The sequence below is a fragment of the Pseudomonas sp. RIT-562 genome, from assembly GCF_026241895.1.
Taxonomy (GTDB): Bacteria; Pseudomonadota; Gammaproteobacteria; order Pseudomonadales; family Pseudomonadaceae; genus Aquipseudomonas; species Aquipseudomonas mandelii_F.
In genome coordinates this window covers 73,555-90,882 of record NZ_JAPJIV010000004.1, presented here as the reverse complement: position 1 = coordinate 90,882, position 17,328 = coordinate 73,555, and the positions used below count along the sequence as shown (strand labels likewise).

At 61.5% G+C, this 17,328-nt stretch carries 13 protein-coding genes; 5 read left to right on the top strand and 8 right to left on the bottom strand.

What is annotated here, in order from left to right; all coding sequences use genetic code 11:
• From ORL50_RS07395 to ORL50_RS07380, 4 genes are read right to left on the bottom strand one after another with little or no spacing between them, the layout of a single operon-like run.
• Complete coding sequence (locus ORL50_RS07395; protein WP_266012543.1) at window positions 1-4,566, bottom strand: alpha-2-macroglobulin family protein; 4,566 nt, start codon at window positions 4,564-4,566, stop codon at window positions 1-3.
• A complete protein-coding gene (locus ORL50_RS07390; RefSeq protein ID WP_266012541.1) occupies window positions 4,563-5,165 on the bottom strand; it encodes a DUF1175 domain-containing protein in 603 nt (200 codons plus the stop codon). The genes ORL50_RS07395 and ORL50_RS07390 overlap by 4 nt, the downstream gene beginning before the upstream one ends.
• 32 nt (window positions 5,166-5,197) lie before the next feature.
• Complete coding sequence (locus tag ORL50_RS07385; protein ID WP_266011644.1) at window positions 5,198-6,895, bottom strand: DUF2138 domain-containing protein; 1,698 nt, start codon at window positions 6,893-6,895, stop codon at window positions 5,198-5,200.
• A 51-nt stretch (window positions 6,896-6,946) separates the two neighbouring features.
• Entirely contained in the window at window positions 6,947-7,738 is a 792-nt protein-coding gene (locus ORL50_RS07380) for a YfaP family protein (protein WP_266011642.1), read from the bottom strand.
• A gap of 275 nt (window positions 7,739-8,013) precedes the next feature.
• Between ORL50_RS07380 and ORL50_RS07375 the strand changes: the two genes are divergently transcribed.
• The 5 genes from ORL50_RS07375 to ORL50_RS07355 all read left to right on the top strand — a co-directional run bounded on the left by ORL50_RS07375 (window position 8,014) and on the right by ORL50_RS07355 (window position 14,402).
• The gene (locus ORL50_RS07375; RefSeq protein ID WP_266011640.1) at window positions 8,014-9,159 is read left to right on the top strand and encodes a Fic family protein; all 1,146 of its coding nucleotides are present in this window, start codon (window positions 8,014-8,016) and stop codon (window positions 9,157-9,159) included.
• A gap of 95 nt (window positions 9,160-9,254) precedes the next feature.
• Window positions 9,255-9,497, top strand: coding sequence for an exodeoxyribonuclease VII small subunit (locus ORL50_RS07370; RefSeq protein ID WP_007894317.1), 243 nt, complete (start codon window positions 9,255-9,257; stop codon window positions 9,495-9,497).
• Complete coding sequence (gene ispA / locus ORL50_RS07365) at window positions 9,494-10,381, top strand: (2E,6E)-farnesyl diphosphate synthase (protein ID WP_266011629.1); 888 nt, start codon at window positions 9,494-9,496, stop codon at window positions 10,379-10,381. Before ORL50_RS07370 ends, ispA begins: the two co-directional genes overlap by 4 nt.
• Window positions 10,382-10,473: 92 nt before the next feature.
• Window positions 10,474-12,372 carry a 1-deoxy-D-xylulose-5-phosphate synthase gene (gene dxs / locus ORL50_RS07360; RefSeq protein WP_266011627.1) on the top strand — a complete coding sequence of 633 codons (1,899 nt, stop codon included), beginning with the start codon at window positions 10,474-10,476 and terminating at the stop codon, window positions 12,370-12,372.
• Window positions 12,373-12,518: 146 nt separating this feature from the next.
• Window positions 12,519-14,402, top strand: coding sequence for a TonB-dependent receptor domain-containing protein (locus tag ORL50_RS07355; RefSeq protein WP_266011625.1), 1,884 nt, complete (start codon window positions 12,519-12,521; stop codon window positions 14,400-14,402).
• 109 nt (window positions 14,403-14,511) lie between these two features.
• Here the strand turns inward: ORL50_RS07355 and ORL50_RS07350 are convergent, their stop codons facing one another.
• The 4 genes from ORL50_RS07350 to ORL50_RS07335 all read right to left on the bottom strand — a co-directional run bounded on the left by ORL50_RS07350 (window position 14,512) and on the right by ORL50_RS07335 (window position 17,315).
• Window positions 14,512-15,312: a cobalamin-binding protein gene (locus ORL50_RS07350; protein WP_266011623.1), complete on the bottom strand. Its 801-nt coding sequence runs from the start codon at window positions 15,310-15,312 to the stop codon at window positions 14,512-14,514.
• A complete protein-coding gene (locus ORL50_RS07345) occupies window positions 15,312-15,731 on the bottom strand; it encodes an MFS transporter (protein ID WP_266011621.1) in 420 nt (139 codons plus the stop codon). Before ORL50_RS07345 ends, ORL50_RS07350 begins: the two co-directional genes overlap by 1 nt.
• The gene (ribA, locus tag ORL50_RS07340; protein WP_008033730.1) at window positions 15,728-16,345 is read right to left on the bottom strand and encodes a GTP cyclohydrolase II; all 618 of its coding nucleotides are present in this window, start codon (window positions 16,343-16,345) and stop codon (window positions 15,728-15,730) included. Before ribA ends, ORL50_RS07345 begins: the two co-directional genes overlap by 4 nt.
• 235 nt (window positions 16,346-16,580) lie before the next feature.
• A complete protein-coding gene (locus ORL50_RS07335; RefSeq protein WP_266011617.1) occupies window positions 16,581-17,315 on the bottom strand; it encodes a substrate-binding periplasmic protein in 735 nt (244 codons plus the stop codon).
• Window positions 17,316-17,328: the final 13 nt, after the last annotated feature.

The window sequence follows — 17,328 nt, the reverse complement described above, 5'->3', positions numbered from 1 at the left end:
TCAGTGAACCGTAACTTGGCCCAGGGCCGGCTTCTGCTGTTGAGCCTGATGCTGTGGCGCGTAGACCTGGATGAAGCGCACCGGAGGTAGATTGAACTGGCCCTTTTGCGAGAACCGCACCAGATGGCGCAAGCGCAACTCGCCGCTCAAGGCGTCGACCGGGACGGCGTATGCCATCTGTCCCGGTTCGAAACGCGCTTTCTCCAGCGCCGTTGGTTCGGTACCGGCCTTGCCCATCAGTTTGATGCCCCAGGTAGTACGCTCGACATCGGCTCCCGGCGGCAGCGGCACTTCCAGCATGCCGTAGCGCAATGGCTTCCCGGCCTTGCTGGTGACGATCACTTCATCCAGATACAGACTGTCGCTGGACAATGGCTTACCGGCCACCGACTCGAGCTTGAAGGTAAAGGCTTCGTCACCCGGCACCAGACGTGACAGACGGCGGGTGACCGTTACGCCTAGGGGCTCAGCAGGCGCTTGCCTGGTCTGGAAACTCAAGGCGGCTTTCAGCGGGCGCTCCTGAGTACCGGACACCGCCAGCACTGTCGGCACGGGGGATGCACCCTGCCACGTCCAGTACAGCTCACCGGTAGCACCATGTTGTTTCTTCCAGCCTTCACCCGGTGTCAGCGCGATGGTCGGTGAGGCCTGCTCAATGCTGCGCGCCAACCAGGTCAGGGCCAAGGCGCGTTCCAGGGTGGATTGTTGTGGTAACAGGCGTTGCAGCAAAGCTTGCGCCTGGGCCTGATCGAAGGGTTGCAGCGACAGGTTCAACGCTTCGACAAAGGGCTGTGAACTGACCTCCAGTTGCTGACGGGAGGCCGCCAGCTGACGGTTGAAAGCTTCCGGCTGGCTGACCTTCAACTGATTGGCCAGGGAAGCCGCCAGCACCCGGGCGGCCGCCAGGCCCAGCGCCGAATCCGGATCACCCATGACCAGGCTGTCTTGCCCGTCGTCGAGCACGTTCGCCGCATGCCCCTCACGCGCTTTTGCCAGGTCTTCCAGCAATCCGCTGAGCAAGGTGTTCACCGGCAATTGCATCTGCCGGGCAAAGGACAGAATCAGCGCGCGCTGCAACAGCGGGGTATTTTTTGCCTGCTTTGCATACACCTCCAGCACCCGCTGCCAATGTTCCGGCGGCAGGCTCAGCTCCAGGGCTTTGCTCGCATGCCAGTCGGCGTAATAGACGTAGGCCGTGAGAAACGCGTCCGGCTCGCCGTCCATGCCCCACCAGGTGAAGCTCGCCGACGGGCCGGCCATCTGCACCAGGCGCAGGCGGCTATTCTGCATAATCAGGCGCAAGCGATCGCGAATGGGCGGGCTCGACGCCAGAGCCGGATAAGCGATGCTCAAGGGCAGCAAACGGCTGGCGGTTTGTTCGACTCCGCCATAGGGGTAACCCAGCAGGTCGTCGAGCGCCGAGCGGAACACTGCCTTCGCGCTGTCGTCCAGGCGCAAGCGGATATCGGTGGCGTCCGCGGGCAGACTCAATGGCGTATCGCCGCTGGCCACGTCCAGGCTTTGGCTCTGAGTCACCTGCCAGCCTTCGCCGGTTGCGGTCAGGCGCACGGCCAGGGAATCAGCGGTCTTGCCGTCCTGCACCAGTTCGGCGGACCACTCTCCCGAAGCCAGAGCAAATGCCGGCAGCGCGAGGTAGTTGATCCCGTGATTCAAGGTCACCGGCATGCGCTGCTCGGTGCCGCCATAGTGAATCAGCAGCTCGGCCTGGACCGGTTTTTCCGCCTGGCTGAAGGCGAACACTCCCAAGTCCGGTTTGTCGCCATTGCGGAATCGGGTCGGGCCACTCCACTTCAGGTACAGCGGTTTGTCCGAGCGTACAAATTGCTTTTTCTGCCCCACCTGGCCGTCATCCGCGATGGCTCGGGCGGTGATGCGCCACCGGGTCAGGGAGTCCGGCATGGTGAAGGTGAACCGGGTCTTGCCATTGGCGTCGGTGACCAGTTCAGGCTGCCACGCAGCGGTATCGACGTCTTCACGACGCGGCCGTTCCAGCACTTTCACCCCACGTTCGCTGCGATTAGCCTTGCCCGGGGCGCCAGGGCTGCCAGGCAATGCGACGTCGTAGCTGATGAACGACAGGCTGGCACTGGTGCGCACATTGTTGCGCCGTGGGTGATAGAAGAACTGGTCGATGGTTGGCGCGACTTCAGGCTGCAGTGCATACACCATTTCATCCACGACGCTGACCGTCAGGTGCGCAGGAACCGGTTTGCCGGCGAACGCCGTGGTCAGATCGACCGAGACTGTGTCGCCCGGTTGATAGGTCTCTTTGTCAGTGACGATCGCCACGTCGATCTGCGGGGCAATGACCTTGATCCCGGCATTCTGGAAGCTGTACTGCCCTCCCTTGGTGTAGACCACCGAGAACGTAAGGTTGGGGGCAAAATGGTCTTTGACCGGAATGCGCGCGCGGTATTGGGTCTCGCTGAGTTTTTCCACTTTCAGCCAATCGCCGCCCCTGGACATCAACGCAGTCGCCTCGACCTTGTCCCGCTCCAGTGACAGCAGCGCATCGCTGACCGGCTCCGGGAAAGTGATCAGCGCCATGGCCTCGTCGCCCGCTTGGTACTCGGGTTTATCGAGGACGATTTCCACAGTGCCGGGTACGGCCTTCACGCCTTCACCCGTGACCGAATGGCCGGTGGCGCCGACTACCCGACCCTGGGCGTCCTTGAGCGTCAGGTTATAAGTACCCGGGCGTTCGAAGGCCAGGGTGAAGCCCTTGTCCGCCACGGCCAGCTTGCCTTCAGCGGTGCTCTGGTCTTCCAGGCGGACCCAGCTGTAAGTACTCGGCACCACGTTTTTGCCCTGTGCGCTGCCACCTTGTTCGACGTAGTTGAACTGCACTTTCTCCCCTACTGCACTGAAGCGTTGGGGGGCGCTCAGACTGAAGTTGGCGGCGCCACGGTCGATGAGGATTTCCTTGGTGGTCCTGACCCGATACGCCGCGCCGTCGCTGGCGAACACCGTCAGCATGTACCGACTCGGCTTGTCGGCGGCGGGCAGGTCGAGGGTGGCGTTGCCCTTGGCGTCCGTGGTCAATTCAGTGCTGGTCAATTCGACTGGAAACTGCCCCAGGTATTGCAGTTCGTTATCGACCATCGACAATTGTTGAGCGCGCAGGGTCAGGCTCAACCGGGCATTGGCCACGGGTTTACCATCCGGATACAGCAGCACCAGGCTGCCCTTCACTGGCTCGCCGGTGCGGTAATCCTGCTTTGCCAGGTTCAGCGAAATTTCGAAGTGTGGCTTGATGTACTCGGCCACGCGGAAGGCGCTGCTGTAGGCCTGGTCCTTGTAGCTGAAACGCAGTTCGTAACCACCGGCCACGGCGTTGTCCGGCAACTGGAAACGGCCCTGGGTACCGGCTTTGGAATCCAGCTTCAGCGCCAGCGACTGCAGCGCGGTGCCGGTGGCATCCAGCACGGTCACGTTGACGTCGGCGGCGGTTGGCGGCACAGAATCCCGGGCGTTCTTGAACTCACGCCCGACGATTTTCAGCGACACCCAATCCCCCGGCCGATACAGCGGCCGATCGGTGAAGGCGTAGAGTTTAGTGTCGTAGATTTCGCTGTCGTAATAGAAGTTCTCGGAGACAAACACCCCGCCCTCTTCATCCTCGCCGATCACGAACGAACGCTCGGGGCTGACGTGTTTCAGGCGCAACAAGCCATCGACATCGGTGGCGCCGCTGCTCATGACACCAAGGCCATCGGTCCATAGCACATTGACCTTCGGCACCGAGCTGCCTTCGTGTTTGCGCGCGGCCCACACGACCAGTTCATCGCCGGCAATCTTGCTCACGGCCACGGTATTGGAGACGAACACCATGGTGGTCGCGCGGTACTTGCCGATCAGCGCCTCTACCAGGTACAGGCCCGGCTTCAGGTGGCCCAGCGGAATGTAGACATTGCCCGGGGCGACGCTGACAAAGTCGCTGGAAGAGCCAGCCAGGTTCACACCGGCTGGTGGCTGGATCGGCTTGGCTTCCCACAGCGGGTAGCGGAACTGACTGACCACCGGCAGGCCCGGAATCAGGGCGAATTGCGGCTGGGCGTCGTAGGGAGTAGGCGCGACCATGGCGGCGCCCATCTTCAGTTCCGGTACTTCCTCGGTGACTTGTTTACGCGACTCGTAGGAAAACGCTCGCTGCATTACCCGACGAGACTTGCGATACCAGTTGTCCCACAGGTACGCGAGGGTATTCGACAAGCCTTCGCCCTTGAACTGACCGTCGCTGACCACCCGGTGCAGGTTCTTCTGGCGCTTGAGAAAGTCCAGCGGCTGGTCGATGCGATACACCCGGATGTCCGCGCCGCCATAAGGCTCCATGCGAAACCGGCGGTAGTCGCGGCCAGGGGCTTCGAGCCGAACCACCGCTTGTTCATCGCTGGCAAAACTACTGTCCGCCAGGAGGAAAAAGCTTTCCCCAGGCACCGGCGTATAGCCGCTGGGCTCGACGGTGTCTTCAGCGTGAACCGCAGAAAAAGGCAGGATCAGGACCAACAGCAAAGGCAAAAAACGCAACATGCGGGCACCGATCATTGGGAGAGAAAATTCAGTCGATAGACGCCGATGAAGTTGGGGTTGGCTGCGTCGGGTATCCATCGGGTGTCCTTCCATGTCATGAGTTGCTGCAGGCTCGCGGAGCGCATGCCATTGTCAGTCGGGGTGGTGGTGCCAGTGTGATAGGCGATGTTGCGGCCCATCCAGATCATCAAGTGTTGGTCGTCGCCCTGATCAAAAAACATCAGGTCGCCGGGGCGGGCCTGCGCCACGTCACGGCCGACCAGATGGCTATTGAACTGGATCAGCTTGATGGCGTTGACGTAGGGTCCGACCTTGCCGCCACCTTGCTGCCACTGCCGGGCCAGGCTGCGTTGCGCCTCACTCAGCTGCAGTTCCGGTGGCAGGTAGCGATTGGACAGGCCATTGCTGCGCAGCCATTTGTCGTCATGCACCTTGAGTGCTTCGTTGGCGGCAAACCGAACAAGGCCGGCACAGTCCTGCTGATACCAGCGCGGGCTCGGGCCCTGCACCAACTGTTCCTGGGCGATGCGCACGAACCAGGCGCGGAACACCTGGGATTGTTGTGGGTCGAGCGGGGCCGCTTCGCTGGCAAATACGCGACTGCCCAATAACATCGCCAGCAGGCCGAGGCTGCGGATGAGTACGGTCACAGTGCTTTCCACTGCAGCGGCAGCCACTGCCAATGGCCATCGGGCTCACTGCCTTCGGGCAAGGTCAGGGCGTATTTGCCATAGCCGCCCAGAGTACGCAATTTCGGGATCAGGTAGGTTTGCGCGGCGTTGTAGAAGACCGGTTCCATGTCCTGCGGCAGGCTGTCGAGGGTTTCCTGCTGCATCAACTGCGCCATCGAGTCCGGCCCGAAGTAGACCGGCATCAGCAGGTCTGCGGGCAGCACGTCGGCCATTGGCGGGAAACGCTTGTCGAGAGTGCCCAGGGCTTTGTCGACGAGCTTGTCGTCGAGGGAAAACAGCAGCGTCGAGCCATGCCGCGCCAGGCTCACGCGCATGAATGCTTTGCCGCTGATCGCATCGGGTTGCTCGGCCTCCCTGGCCGCGTAGGGACCAAAGTTGGAGCTGACCTGGCGCTGCCATTGACGGGTTTCGCCTTGCTGTTTTTCGATCACCGGGAAAGCGTGCTCATCGACCTTGGCTTCATAGGCACCGACCATCGAACCGAACAAGGTGCCGAGGTCGCCGTCAAGCCTGGCGCTGTCATCATCGTTCAGGCTCGCCACCAGTAACGGCGTATACAGCCGCGAATCGGCGTACCAGCACAGGCCGGCAGCGCCCGCCATATGCTCGGTCAGTGCCTGGGCCACCTCGTCGTCGGCGCCGAGCTTCACCAGCAAGGGTTTCTGCTGTTCGGCAGCCAATGGCAAGGCCACGCAAGCGCTGGCGCCCATGGGCATGGCTTGCCAGATCGGCTTGAAATCGAAGTCTGGCTGGTTCTCCAGTTCGTCCATGGCGAGGAAGCTGTGCCAACCCTTGTCGTCCATGTCAAAACGCAGCCCGGCAAAATTGGGGATGAAGCGCTGGTAACCCATGGCCAAAACGCTGGAATTCACCGCCAGCCGTTGCTTCACCTCGGGTGCACGGGGTTGCAGGCCGAACGCCTCGGGGAAGAGTTTTTCGCCGTTGAGCAATGCCGCGATGGCCTGGCTGGAAACGCTGCCCGGCTCTGGCGCTACGCCACTTTCGGGCTCTTGCAGACGGGTCGGATTGGACAGCACCACCAATTTGTCGCCGTGAGAAGCGAACAGCAATGCCTTGGTAGCGTTGTAGGTCAGTTGATACAGCGCGACGTCGTCGGTGCCGACCTTCACCTCAGCAATTTTGCTCAGCTGGGAGTCATCCAGTGCAACCTTGGCCAGCGGCTCCAGCACTTTGGCCAGGCCGCCGCGATCCATTACCAACAAGAAATCCTTCAGGCGACCATCCGCCCCGCGCCACAGCGCAACGTCCGCCGGCTGATCGAACAACTGCTCGATGAGGCTGTCCTGCAACTTCAGGTCATGCTCGTAAATGATCCGGCGCAGGCTGCCGATCAGGCCCAGGCGATCGGCATGGGTCTCGTAATAGAAGACGAAATCTTCGGTCAGGGTTTCCTTGAGGAACGGCACCGCCAGCAGGTCTTTGGGCAACTGACTCAGGGAATGGGTTTCGAGCAGGCCGTCCGGTCGGCTCATTCCCAGTTTGTCGCTGGCCAACAGGGCGATCGGCGCCTTGGGTTTGTGCATGAACCAACCCATGGCGCCAGCCACGCCGGCCACCACGCACAGGCCGATCAGCAGTGCCGGCCAGCGACGCGGGGGATTGGCTGACGCAGGTACAGTGTTATCACTCATATTCACGCTCATGTTCCCAAGGCTCAGCAGTTCATCCGTGGAGCGGGATGCTTAGTAGTTGAAAGTCTTGACCAGCAGCAAGTCGCCTATCGCGCGCAAGGGCACGATGAAGGTTTCGCGTTTTTCGTTGACGGTGTTCTCGTTCAGCACCAGGTTGATTTGCGAGGTGATGACCTCGTTCTGGTTGCTGGTCTCATCGAAGTTATAGCCGCCGCTACCAAAGTTGCCCCAATAGTTGACGTAAACCAGATAGGTGCCACGCATCGGCGCGGTCATGGTGAACATTTCCGGGCCGGGACCGTCCACGCCGTCAGGGTCCAGGCCGCCGCCGTTGGACATTGCCGGATGCGCCCAGAACGCATGCTGGCCATCGGGTGTAACGATGTGCAGGTCGAGCTCGGCTTTGGGGTCGTCCCAGCCCAGCACTACGCGAATCTGCGCCGGTGTACGCAGGTTGTTGGCTTCGTAGAACTGCACTCGCTTGAGCGACTGACCTTCGGTGCTGCGCACTTCGACACTGTTGGAGCCGGCGCCAAACGCATAAGGTCGAGCGAAACGACCCTGGTCGTCGGTGTACAAATTGAGGGGATTGCCATTGACCGCCAGGGTGTGCGGCCCGCGCCGGGTGCCGATCGCCTTGAGCTGGCCCTCGATCATGGTGCGATTGCGCTGCACGCCCCGGTCAATGGGCGGCGTTGGATAGGCGACTTGCGGGTATTCGCTGCGATCGAGCAGGCCGTTGTAGCGCCAGCCTCCAACCGGTTCGGACAATTGCGCCGACGGGTCGGCCAAGGCGGCAGTCACCCAGACCCACCCCAGCAGCACCAGAAGAAATGAACGCATGTAACGCCTCCTGCCATGCATAACGAAACCTGCGCCTGATCCTCGGCGCGTGACAGATCCAGATCCTGCGTTTCGTCAAAAAGACCCGTGAACATTGAGTCATCGATGGCGCGAGGTTAGACAGTCGGGCGGTTTTTAACAATCAGATCCGTCTGAATTTGCGGCAGGAATCACGGCGAAGCGGTGGACGGTGAGCCGAATAATCGTCATATTCGGCTCACTACATGAGCCGAATAGGATTTTTATCGGCTCATTTACCTTAAGAGGACCGAATCATGGCCACTCACTGGATCTGGCAGCAGCCGGATTGGCCCGACTTCAATTGGCAAGCCTCCCACCTTGCACCTTTGCTGCGCGAATGCGTTCACGCGCAGGGGCAATTGATGGGCATGTCCAGCTCGGTGAGTAACTCGTTGAGCGCGCAAAGCGAACTGGATGCCTTGCTGCAGAACATCGTCACCTCATCTGCCATTGAGGGTGAGCAGCTGAACGTCGGATCGGTACGTTCCTCGCTGGCGCGGCGCCTGGGGCTGGAGCTGAACGACGGCAATAACGTAAGCCAGCGCAGCGAAGGTTTGGCGCAACTGATGCTCGATGCCACCCGGCATTTTGCCGAGCCGCTGACATTGGCGCGCCTGTTTGATTGGCACGAGTGGTTATTTCCCGATCAGGACGCGACTTTTTCAGCCCGACCGATCCGTGTCGGCGCACTACGCGGCGATGACCCCATGCAGGTAGTGTCTGGGCGAATCGACAGGCCGACCGTGCACTTTGAAGCTCCTCCAAGGATAGGTCTCGAACAGCATCTGCAGACTTTCCTGGCATGGTTTGAAGCCAGTCGGACCCAAAAGAATCTTGATCCACTGCTGCGGGCCGGTATTGCGCACTTCTGGTTCGTCACACTGCATCCGTTCGACGACGGCAACGGCCGCCTGACGCGAACGATCACCGACCTGGCTCTGGCCCAGGGCGAGGCTCAAGCGATTCGCTTCTACGCCATGTCAGCCAGCATCCTCGACGATCGCTCCGGATACTACCGCGTACTGGAAAAAAGCCAGAAAGCCACTTTGGACATCACCGAATGGCTTGAATGGTTTCTGCAGACCTTGCTGCGTAGCTTGGAGCAGGCTATAGCGCGGATCAAATCAGTGCTCGGCAAGGCGCGGTTCTGGCAGGCGCATCGGGAGTCAAGCTTGTCGCCTGAACAAGCAAAGGTACTTAACCGTCTGCTCGACGGCGGGGAAGGCGGATTCGCGGACGGCATCAGCGCGGCTCAGTATCAGGCCGTGGCTAAGGTGTCGAAAGCTACTGCGACTCGTCATCTGGCGGAGTTGCTGGATAAAGGTTGTCTGCAACGGTTGCCTGGTGGCGGGCGCAGTACGCGTTATCAAATCAGCTATCCCGAGGACTCGACACATTGAGCTGAGACAACGCGCAGGAATTCCCTGCTCATTTGCCCATAACCCCCATGTCTGCTAGTGTCGCGCCGGTTTAACGTCAACCGGAAATAGCCGCCATGGCCCGCAAAAAAGCTGCACTGGATTTCGAACAATCCCTCGCTGACCTGCAAACGCTGGTGGAGCGGCTGGAAAACGGCGAATTGTCGCTGGAAGACTCGCTGACTGCTTTCGAGCAGGGCATCGGGCTGACCCGCGATTGCCAGGCGGCGCTGGCCCAGGCCGAGCAGAAGGTTCAGGTGCTGCTTGAGCGCGATGGCGAACTCGCCGAGGAACCCTTCGACGCGGACCAGCCAGAATGATTGCTGCGTATTCGGCAACTAGCCAGGCGCGCGTCAATGCTGCGCTGGAGTCCCTGTTCGTTGCTCCAGGCCCCGAGCTGGCGCGTTTGTACGAAGCCATGCGCTACAGCGTCATGAACGGCGGCAAGCGTGTTCGGCCGCTGTTGGCTTATGCCGCCTGCGAAGCGCTGGGCGGCGCGGCCGAACAGGCCAACGGCGCGGCTTGTGCGGTCGAGCTGATCCACGCCTACTCCCTGGTGCACGACGATCTGCCAGCGATGGACGATGACGATTTGCGTCGCGGCCAGCCAACCACCCATAAAAAATTCGACGAAGCCTGCGCAATTCTGGCCGGCGACGGCTTGCAGAGCCTCGCGTTTAGCGCCCTGCTCGATCCGCAGCTGAGCACCGTCGATGCTGAAATTCGCCTGCAGATGGTCAGCGCCCTGGCATTGGCGGCAGGCCCAGCGGGTATGGTCGGCGGCCAGGCCATCGACCTTGGCTCGGTCGGTTTGAAGCTGGACCAGAAGGCGCTCGAATACATGCACCGGCACAAGACCGGCGCGTTGATCGAAGCCAGCGTCAAGCTTGGCGCCCTGGCCAGTGGCCGCGCGCAAAAGGCTGAACTTACGTCGCTGCAGACTTATGCACAGGCCATCGGCCTGGCGTTCCAGGTACAGGACGATATTCTCGACGTCGAAAGCGATACCGCAACCCTGGGCAAACGCCAGGGCGCCGACATAGCTCGCGACAAACCGACCTACCCGGCCCTGCTCGGCCTCGACGCGGCCAAGGCCTACGCCCTGGAACTGCGCGATCAGGCCCTGTATGCACTGCGACCGTTTGACGCGGCAGCCGAGCCGCTGCGCGACCTTGCCCGCTATATCGTCGACCGCCGCAGCTGACGGTGTTACCACCAAGTTAAAACCAACGCGTGGGCAGGGGGCGATGCATCAGGTAAACTGCCGCATCTTTTATACCTATAACGATTCGCCTGATGCCCACGACGTTTCATGAGATTCCCCGCAAGCGCCCGACCACGCCCCTGCTCGACCGTGCCAACACGCCGGACGGCCTGCGCCGGTTAGGCGAAGCCGAGCTGGAAACCCTGGCCGATGAGTTGCGCCTGGAATTGCTCTATACGGTCGGACAGACCGGTGGGCATTTCGGTGCCGGCCTGGGCGTCATCGAGCTGACCATCGCGTTGCATTACGTATTCGACACCCCGGATGACCGGCTGGTGTGGGACGTGGGTCATCAGGCTTATCCGCACAAGATCCTCACCGGTCGACGCGAGCGCATGGCTACCCTGCGCCAGAAGGACGGTGTTGCTGCCTTCCCGCGGCGCTCCGAGAGCGAGTACGACACCTTTGGCGTCGGTCACTCCAGCACCTCGATCAGTGCCGCGCTGGGCATGGCCATTGCCGCCCGCCTGCAGAACAGTGATCGCAAGGCAATCGCGGTGATCGGCGACGGTGCCCTGACTGCCGGCATGGCGTTCGAAGCGCTGAACCACGCGCCGGAAGTCAACGCCGACATGCTGGTGATCCTCAACGACAACGACATGTCGATCTCGCGCAACGTCGGCGGCCTGTCGAATTACCTGGCGAAGATCCTCTCGAGCCGTACTTACGCGAGCATGCGTGAGGGCAGCAAGAAGGTCCTGTCGCGCCTGCCCGGCGCCTGGGAAATCGCCCGGCGCACCGAGGAATATGCCAAGGGCATGTTGGTCCCCGGCACACTGTTCGAAGAACTGGGCTGGAACTACATCGGCCCGATCGATGGCCACGACCTGCCGACCCTGATCGCCACCCTGCGCAACATGCGTGACCTCAAAGGTCCGCAGTTCCTGCACGTGGTCACCAAGAAAGGCAAAGGCTTCGCGCCGGCAGAAGTCGACCCGATCGGCTACCACGCGATCACCAAGCTCGAACCGGTCGACGCCCCTGCCGCCGCCCCGAAGAAGGCCGGCGGACCAAAGTATTCAGGCGTATTCGGCGAGTGGCTGTGCGACATGGCTGCCGAAGACCCGCGCCTGGTCGGCATCACGCCGGCCATGAAGGAAGGCTCGGACCTGGTCGCCTTCAGCGAGCGGTTTCCGGAGCGATATTTTGACGTGGCGATTGCCGAACAACATGCCGTGACCCTGGCGGCAGGCATGGCTTGCGAAGGCTCCAAGCCGGTGGTGGCGATCTATTCGACCTTCCTGCAACGGGGCTACGACCAGCTCGTGCATGATGTGGCGGTGCAGAACCTCGACGTGCTGTTCGCCATCGACCGTGCCGGCCTGGTCGGCGAAGACGGTCCGACCCACGCGGGCAGCTTCGACCTGTCGTTCCTGCGCTGCATCCCCGGCATGCTGGTGATGACGCCGAGCGACGAAAACGAATTACGCAAGATGCTCACCACCGGCCACCTGTATAACGGGCCGGCAGCCGTGCGTTATCCACGGGGCAACGGCCCCAACGCGACGATTGAGAAAAACCTGCAGCCGATCGAAATCGGCAAGGGCATCGTGCGCCGTCAGGGCAGCAAGGTCGCCTTGCTGGTATTCGGCGTGCAACTGGCCGAAGCGCTGAAAGTCGCCGAGGCGCTGGATGCCACCGTGGTCGACATGCGTTTCGTCAAGCCGCTGGATGAAGCGCTGGTTCGTGAGATCGCCGCCAGCCACGATTTGCTGGTGACGGTCGAGGAGAACGCGATCATGGGCGGCGCCGGTGGCGCGGTCAGCGAGTTCCTCGCCCGGGAGAATATCCTCAAGTCGATGCTGCACCTGGGCCTGCCGGACACCTACGTCGAGCACGCCAAACCGGCACAGATGCTGGCTGAGTGCGGGCTGGATCAAGCAGGTATCGAGGCGTCGATTCGTCAACGCCTGACATTGCTCAATCTGTAACCGCCCCTCGTAGGAGCTGCCGAAGGCTGCGATCTTTGATCTTGCCTTCGGCAGCTCCGAATCTGCTAATAAAGAATCAAAAGATCGCAGCCTTCGGCAGCTCCTACAGGTAGTTGTGCCGCATCTGAATTCATCCCGGATCCTCCATGAAACTCTCCCCTCTCGCCCTGACGCTGACCCTCCTGCCGGCCGGCCAACTGCTGGCCGACACCTTCGAACGCGACCAGGCGCTCAAGCTCCCCGACGTACTGATCAGCGCCAATCGACAGGTCGAGGCCCGCAACGACAGTAGCGCCGCCAACACCGTGTTCACACGCGCCGACATCGACCGCCTGCAGCCGTCCAGTGTCACTGACCTGCTGCGTCGCGTGCCAGGGGTGCAGGTCGGACAAACCGGTGGGCGCGGCAGCCTGCCGGGGATTTATATTCGTGGCACCAAGTCGGCGCAGAGCCTGGTGCTGGTGGATGGCCAGCGCATTGGCAACTCCACCTCCGGCGACAGCAACCTGCAGCACATCAACATCGAGCAGGTCGAGCGCGCGGAAGTCCTGCGGGGCTCCCGCTCGGTGATTTATGGCAGCGATGCGATCGGCGGGGTGATCCAGATTTTCACCCGCCGTGGCGGCGACACAGGACTGCAGCCGCGCCTGCATGTCGGCTATGGCAGCAACCAGACCTGGGAGCGCAGCCTCGGGGTGTCTGGCGGTGACGAGAAAACCCGCTTCGATCTCGGGGCCAGCCTCGATGAGACGGCCGGAATTGATCGCACCCACCAGTCGTACCCCAGCGATGGCGACCACGATGAGTATCGCAACAAGTCGATCAGCATGAGCCTCAGCCATGCGTTGACCGATGACGTAGAAGTCGGTGCCAACCTGTTGGATAACCGCGGCAAAAGCGCGTTCGACAACCCGTTTGGCCGCTTCGACATGAACACCTTCGAGTCAGTCCAGCAGCAGCCCTACAGCGATTTCACCGTTAGCAGCTTCAGCAGCTACGTCGACGCCCGGGTCAACGACATCTGGAAAACCCGACTCGAACTGGGCCACAGCGAGAACCGCGAGAAGACGCTGGACAAGCTCAGCGACGAGCGCAGCGTCTTCAACACCTATCGCGACTCGGTGAATTGGCAGAACGACCTCAAGCTCAACGACCGCAACAGCCTGATCCTCGGCGGCGACTGGTACGAAGACCGGATCAACAGCAGCACGCCGTTCGATGAAGACAGTCGCTGGAACCGCGCCGCGTTCATTCAGCATCGCTACCAGGCGGACAGTTTTTCTACGGAGCTGGGCTTGCGCCGTGACCAGAACCAGCAGTTCGGCGGCCAAAACAGCTGGAGTGGCACCTTTACCCTGCCGCTGAACCCCGACAACGACCTGTTGCTCAGCTACAGCGAAGGTTTTCGCGCACCGACCTTCAACGACCTGTACTACCCGGACTTCAGCAACCCGGATCTCAAGCCCGAAACGTCGAAGAGCTACGAGCTGCAATGGCGCAGCCAGTTGAGCGAAACCAGTCGCCTGGAGGCGTCGCTGTATCGCACCGACCTCGAAGACGCGATCATCTTCGGCAGCAATTCTCGCCCGCAGAACGTCGCATCGGCGCGGATCAACGGGTTCGAAGCCGCCCTGAAACAGGAGCTGTTCGGCTGGCAAGGCAACCTGGGCGTCGCGATCATCGACCCGCAGGATCGCGACACCGGTCATACCCTGGCACGCCGCGCTCGACGCACCCTGAGCCTGGACCTGGACCGCCAGTTCGACCGCCTGGGACTCGGCGCCAGCTGGCAGGCGGTGAGCAGCAGTTATGACGACGAGACCAATCTGCAGCCGTTAGGCGGTTATGCGCTGCTGGGGTTACGCAGCAGCTGGGAGTTGAATCGCGAGATCAAGCTTGAGCTGAAGGTGGATAACCTGTTGGACAAGGGATACAGCCGGGCGCTGTACAGCCATGATGGCAGCCAGTATGGCTATCGTGAGGAGGGTCGGGCGTGGATGTTCGGGGTGAGCTGGACGCCGGAGCTCTGATCCTGAAACAGCGGTGTTTCGACTGGCCTCTTCGCGAGCAAGCCCGCTCCCACAAGGGTATAAAGTTCAAATGTGGGAGCGGGCTTGCTCGCGAAGGCCGCACCTCGGTCTACCGGTCCGGTGCAATCAATCGACACAATGCAGCCGTCGCCTCGATCATCTGCCCGCTAGGCCGCTCCAGTCCTTTATCCGCTACCTGCAACAACCGCCGCTGCGCCACGGCCGCGACCTGAGGCCAGGCTTTCCATGCCTCAAGCTGGGCCTGATCACCGGCTAGAATGACCTCGGGATTACGCTGCAGCACCGCCTCCACGCTCACCTGAGGGGCTGGCAGTTGCAGGTCGGCAAACACATTGCGCGCCCCACACACTTCAAGCGCATCACTGATAATCTGCCCCCCCCCGACGGTGTACAGCGGTCGATCCCAAACTTGATAGAACACCCGCAAGGGCTCTTCCCGGTGATACCGCAGGCGCAATTCAGCCAGGCGCTTGCGCAGGCTTGCAGCCAATGCCATGCCGCGCTCCGGTCGTCCGAGCTGTTGGGCTATCGTCTCGATCTGGGCCGTGAGTTGTTGCAGGTCATGGGGTTCGGCAACGAAGGTGGGGATGTTCAGGCGCTTGAGTTGTTCCCGCTGGGCCGGGCCGACGCTGCCAGGCCACAGCAACAGCAAATCGGGCTTGAGGCTGAGCAGGCGCTCCATATCCAGCTGGCCGTACCCGCCGACCGAAGCCAGATGTTGCAGCGCCGCCGGACGCTCGCCGGCATCCAGCACCCCGACGAGGAGATCTGCGGAATTCAGTTCGACGACAATTTCAGTCAGGGATGGCGCCAGGCTGACCACCCGCTGGACCGCCGCCGCCCCGCCGCTCCCGGCCAGCAGCAACACCGCCAGCCAATAACGCCACATCAACCGAGCTGACGCGGGATACGGTAGAGGTAGAACAGCACGGCGGTCGACAGCGCCAGCAGAAACAGCGGCACTGCCTCAAGCCCGACAAAGACCGCCACGGCGCCGATCCAGGCAGGCAAGGCGGCGACCAGGAACGCGCTGCGGCGCTTGGCGGCCAGGGCAATCCAGGCGGCGGGTTCTTCAGGGGTATCGAGGGCTTTTTGCGTGGCGATCAGCGCGTGCTTGTAGGCACCGAAGAACTTCAGGCTGACAAACATCGATGCGACGCCGGCAATGAACATGGGCATCGCCAGCACCGGCAGGATGGGCTCGCTTTGGCCAAACACGCCGTTGATCACGAACAACGGCACCAGCGCCAGCGCCAGGTATTGCCACCAGTTGACTGACAGTCGCCGCCGCACTTGACCGCGGGTCACGCCCGATCTACCTCGCCCTGATGCTCATTGCCCATCATGTGATCGAGCTTGCTGGCTTTGGTGGCCAGGTACAGTTTGTTATGCGGGTTGTGCCCGGTATGCAGCGGCACGCGCTCGGCAACCACGATGCCCATGTCGGTCAAGGCCTTGACCTTGCGTGGGTTGTTGGTCATCAGGCGCAGGGATTTCACCCCCAGATGTTCGAGCATTGGCAGGCACATGGCGTAGTCACGCTGGTCAGCGGCGAAGCCCAGACGCTCGTTGGCTTCGACGGTGTCAGCACCGCCATCCTGCAATTCATAGGCACGGATCTTGTTCAGCAGGCCGATGCCACGACCTTCCTGGCGCAAGTACAGCAATACGCCACGGCCTTCACGGGCGATGGCCTGCAAGGCTGCCTCGAGCTGCGAACCACAGTCGCAGCGCTGACTGAACAGGGCATCGCCGGTCAGGCATTCGGAGTGCAAGCGACCGAGCACCGGAGCACCATCATCGAACTCACCCAGGCTCAGGACAACGTGCTCGCGCCCGTTCTCTTCATCGAGGAAGCCGTGCATGGTGAATTGCGCAAAAGGCGTTGGCAGCTTGGAAGCGGCGACAAAAACGACAGGCACCGGTGTGCTCCTGATCTATAGGTACTGGAGATTCGCAGACGCGGCATTGTAACAGCAGGTTCCAACAGACGCTCAGGCTGAATTATGGGGCATAACGATCAAAAAGTTTGATCAAGAGCTCGCGCGATCGACCTTGTGGGAGCGGGCTTGCTCGCGAAAGCGGCGTGCCAGGCAACTTATATCAGGATGACAAACCGCATTCGCGAGCAAGCCAGCGCCCACAATTTGACCGCGTTCAGTCTGCGGCAAATGGGTACGGCTGCTTCCACTTTTCGAATATCGGCTTCAACTGGCCGTTCTTCACCAGCACCTCCATGCGCTGATCAAACAACGCCATCAGCCCGCGCGCCCTGGGGTTGTCGGCAAAGCACAGGTACAGCGGCAGCTCCGCGACATGGGTACGGCGAAATTGCGCAGGATCCTTGGCCCGGCTGACCACGTAGTCCACCTCGGTCAGGGCATCGATGTAATAGTCGGCGCGGTTGTGGGTCAGCATCGACAGGATGCCGGTGCGCCGGATCACTTCGTTATAGCGCCTGATATTGGGCAGGTAGAGCTGATACTGGTAACCACGCACCCAGGCCAGACGATAATTGGCCAGGGTATCGAGGGTCGGCGCAGGACTGCTGGCCAGTCCCAGGGCATAGACGTGATCGGTATCGTAATTCCACCGTGGATAAAGCAGATCGCTGACTTCATCGCGATAGCCGCCGACACAGGCATCCACTTCACCGCGCTGGGCCAGGCCGATCGAGCGCGTATAAGGCTCGGTACGGATGTCGAGCTTGACGCCTGCGGGCTCGAACACTTCACGCAACACGTCCCAGGCCAGGCCATGGCCATCGGCAGCGGTGTAGTCTTCCCACTCTTCGCTGGCCAGGTGAATCACCGACGGTGGCGCCAGGTCTGCTGCCTGGACCCATGAGCACCACATCGCCAGAATCATCACCGCCAAACTGCGCCGAGCCATTCCCTGTCCCCCT